The following is a 3,735-nucleotide window of genomic DNA, read 5'->3' as shown; positions in this document are numbered from 1 at the left end:
CTTCCTTTAAAGACATTGAAGGATCTTCTTTTATAGATTTCTCTAAAAGATCTTTAATATCCTTTAATTCATCTATTTCCTCTTCAAAAGATGATAAAATTGGGCTATTGCATCCTTTTAAAATAGATTTTATAGTTGGAATTTTGTTTAGTGATGCTTTTAATGATAACAAATCTTTTGCATTAGCATTTTTATTTGATATTTTACCTAATATTCTTTCTATATCATAAATATCATCTAAGGCAGTTCTTATATCTTCATTTAAAGATAATGAATTATAAAGTTCATCTACTCCATCTAAACGATTGTTAATAAGAGATTTATTTATTAGAGGCTGCTCAATCCATCTTCTCATTTCACGGCTACCCATTGATGTTTTAGCCTTATCTAATACCCATAAAAGAGTACTATGTTTTGATTTTTCCCAAAGATTTTCTGTTAATTCTAAATTCTTTCTTGAATTAGAATCTATAGTCATATAATCTACTATGTTATACTTATTAATCTTATTTATATTAGTTAAGGAAGTTTTTTGAGTGTTTAATAAATAGTCTAATAAAATAAACATAGAAATTTTTTCAGATAAATTATAGTTATCTAAATCTTCTCTATAAAATTGATTTTTTAATTTATCTAAAGCTTCAGATGTAAAATCTACATCTATAATTGTAAATAATGAATTTGAAATTTTACTTATATCCTCAAGAAGTTTATTTTCTATATAAGAAGGTACAAGTATTTCCTTTGGATTAAACTTAGTAATTTCATCTATTAATAGGTTTTTATTAAAATTACAGCTGGTATTATAAAAATCCCCTGTAGATATATCTGTAATACTTAAAGACATATTTGATTTTTCTTTATCTATATATATAGACATAATATAGTTATTCATAGATTCATCTATATAATTAGGATCATTATATGTTCCTGGAGTTATCACCTTAATAACATCTCTTTTTACAATTCCTTTAGCTTTAGAAGGATCTTCTACCTGCTCACAAATTGCAACTTTATATCCTTTGCTTATAAGTCTTCCTATATATCCATTAGATGCATGATAAGGAATTCCACACATAGGAGCTCTATTTTCAAGGCCACAATCCCTACCAGTTAAAACAAGTTCTAATTCCTTTGAAGCTTTCTCTGCATCTTCAAAAAACATTTCATAAAAGTCTCCTAATCTAAAAAAAAGGATACAGTCTTTATATTTATCTTTTATTTCAAAGTATTGTTTCATCATCGGCGTTAATGACAAATATATCACCTCGTTTGTAAAATTAAGTCAATCCTTTATAAATGAAGGATTTTTAAACAATTATACTATATCATTAAACAAATAAAAAGAATAGAAATAGCTATAAAAAGCAAATTTACTTTTTATAGCTAAAATTAATTTTAAAAATATATAATATATTTATTAAATAATTATTTCGGTTTTTGTTCCTTTTTAAATTACAAATTTAAATTATTATAAAATTTCACTTTCCTAAAAATATTAATCTCTTTAGTGCTTTCATTTACTATTTTAACAAAAGTACCTTTAACCAAACATTAAAAGGAATATTACTTCCACGAACTATAGGCAGCTTATCTCCAATTTTCACATTAAATTGTTTCATTATATCTTCTAAAAGTTTATATATGAAGCTTTACTTAAATTAAGCTATAATATAGATATAATCAATTTTAGGATCATTAGCTATTAATAACGTATGGTTTTAGTACAAACAACTACATTATCACAGTAATAGCAACAGAAATTATTAATTCAATTGAAAAAATATGTTATTTTAGGTTTTAGATTATAAAAGTAAATAAAGAAATTTAAAAAATGAAATAGTTAGAAATAGTAAAATAAAAGTATTAAATTAATTTACTATTTTACGGGGGTGAAATTATTGAAACAATTGTTATATATATTAACAACAATATTTATGACACTAATAATTATGGGTTTTTTTGATAAAAAGAAAAAAGGTAAGAAGAGATAATATGTTTATATTTTACTTACTTTAATTAAAAGAGTGATAATTAGTGACTAAATAAAATATATAATTTTAAAAGTCAGCATATAAACTTATATGCTGACTTTTTTTAGATTTAGTTTTGATTTCAGAAGTTATATTATATACTAAAACTCAACTTTTAAACTTTAAAGCTTGTACTTTTTTAGTTTATTATTTAAGTATTAATTTAAAATATAAATCTTACATTAATTATAATAATTCTTTAGCATCTTTATATTGAACGTTGTAAGCTTTTGCAACAGCTTCATAAGTTATAAATCCTTTATAAGTATTTATACCCTTATATAAAGCTTTATCTTCTAGAACAGCTTTTTTAAAGCCTTTATTTGCAATATTTAAAGCATATGAAACTGTTAAATTAGTTAATGCTAAAGTAGATGTTCTAGGAACAACTCCTGGCATATTAGCAACAGCATAATGAATAACTCCATTTTTTACATAAGTTGGATTATCATGAGTTGTAACTCTATCTGTAGTTTCGAAAATTCCACCTTGATCTATTGCAATATCTACTAATACAGAACCAGATTCCATAGATTTAACCATTTCTTCAGTTACAAGCTTAGGAGCTTTTGCACCTGGAATTAAAACAGCGCCTATAACTAAGTCAGAATCTTTAACTGATTCAGCAATATTATAGGGGTTAGACATTAAAGTCTTTATGCTATTTCCAAACAAATCGTCAAGTTCACAAAGTCTTTTTGCGCTAATATCTATTATTGTAACATCGGCACCTAAGCCTACAGCTATTTTACAAGCATTAGTTCCTGCTATTCCTCCTCCAATAATGGTAACTTTTCCACGTTTAACTCCTGGAACTCCACTTAATAAGACACCTTTACCACCATATTGTTTTTGTAAAAATTCAACGCCTATTTGTGGTGCCATACGACCAGCAACTTCACTCATAGGAGTTAGTAAAGGTAAAGAATGATTTTCTAGCTCCACAGTTTCATAAGCTATTCCTATAACTTTAGAATTTATCAAAGCATCTGTAAGTCCTTCTGCAGTAACTAAATGAAGATAGGTAAATAATATTAAATCTTCTTTAAAAAATTTAAATTCTTCAGGTAATGGTTCCTTAACTTTCATAACCATATCCTTATCCCAAGCTTCTTTAGCAGTTTCAACTATATTAGCACCAAATCTTATATATTCTTCATCAGAGAAACCAGCACCAAGGCCCGCATTTTTCTCTACAAAGACTTTATGTCCATTACTAACTAGTAAAGCAACACCACTTGGAGTTATTGCCACACGATTTTCATTATTTTTAATTTCTTTTGGAATGCCTATAAGCATATAGATTCCCCCAATAATATAAATTTATTTCACTAAGGTTAATTTGTAAAAAAATTACTTTAGCTACTTTATGGTTAAATGTTATCACAAAAAAGTCATAATAAAACATACAAAATATGAATATTTTTTTAATTTTCTGTATTTTTTTAATTGTTAGTTAATTTGTAAACAAAAATTGCAAGTTTATTTTACATATTAGGAATAAAATGTAATAAAAATCATATTAATTCCATTTTTTATCCTAGTATCTAAGCCATTTTTAAATTATAATACTTGTTAAAAATAAAACTGGTATTTTGTCGTTATATTTTAAGAAAAATATGCTGGATTTATTATTTAAATGTTCATATTTAAAAGTTAAGTATAGTATTAAAATTTTATAGATTAAAGTAATAATATATAT

The 3,735-nt window shown here is 24.8% G+C and carries 2 protein-coding genes; both read right to left on the bottom strand.

What is annotated here, in order from left to right; all coding sequences use genetic code 11:
* Nucleotides 1-1,258, bottom strand: a 1,258-nt coding sequence (locus BUA70_RS12740) for a MutS N-terminal domain-containing protein (RefSeq protein ID WP_483188760.1), incomplete at its 3' end; no start/stop codon positions are given.
* 961 nt (nt 1,259-2,219) lie between these two features.
* A complete protein-coding gene (ald, locus tag BUA70_RS12735; RefSeq protein ID WP_072897871.1) occupies nt 2,220-3,332 on the bottom strand; it encodes an alanine dehydrogenase in 1,113 nt (370 codons plus the stop codon).
* Nucleotides 3,333-3,735: the final 403 nt, after the last annotated feature.

The sequence above is a fragment of the Clostridium fallax genome, assembly GCF_900129365.1.
In the GTDB taxonomy this organism is placed as follows: domain Bacteria; phylum Bacillota; class Clostridia; order Clostridiales; family Clostridiaceae; genus Clostridium_AH; species Clostridium_AH fallax.
The sequence above is the reverse complement of the archived record's forward strand: the minus strand, read 5'-3'. Positions and strand labels throughout refer to the sequence as shown.

Coding starts and splice junctions, on each gene's coding strand:
- ald (WP_072897871.1), bottom strand. CDS start 3,332: ATGCTTATAGGCATTCCAAAAGAAATTAAAAATAATGAAAATCGTGTG.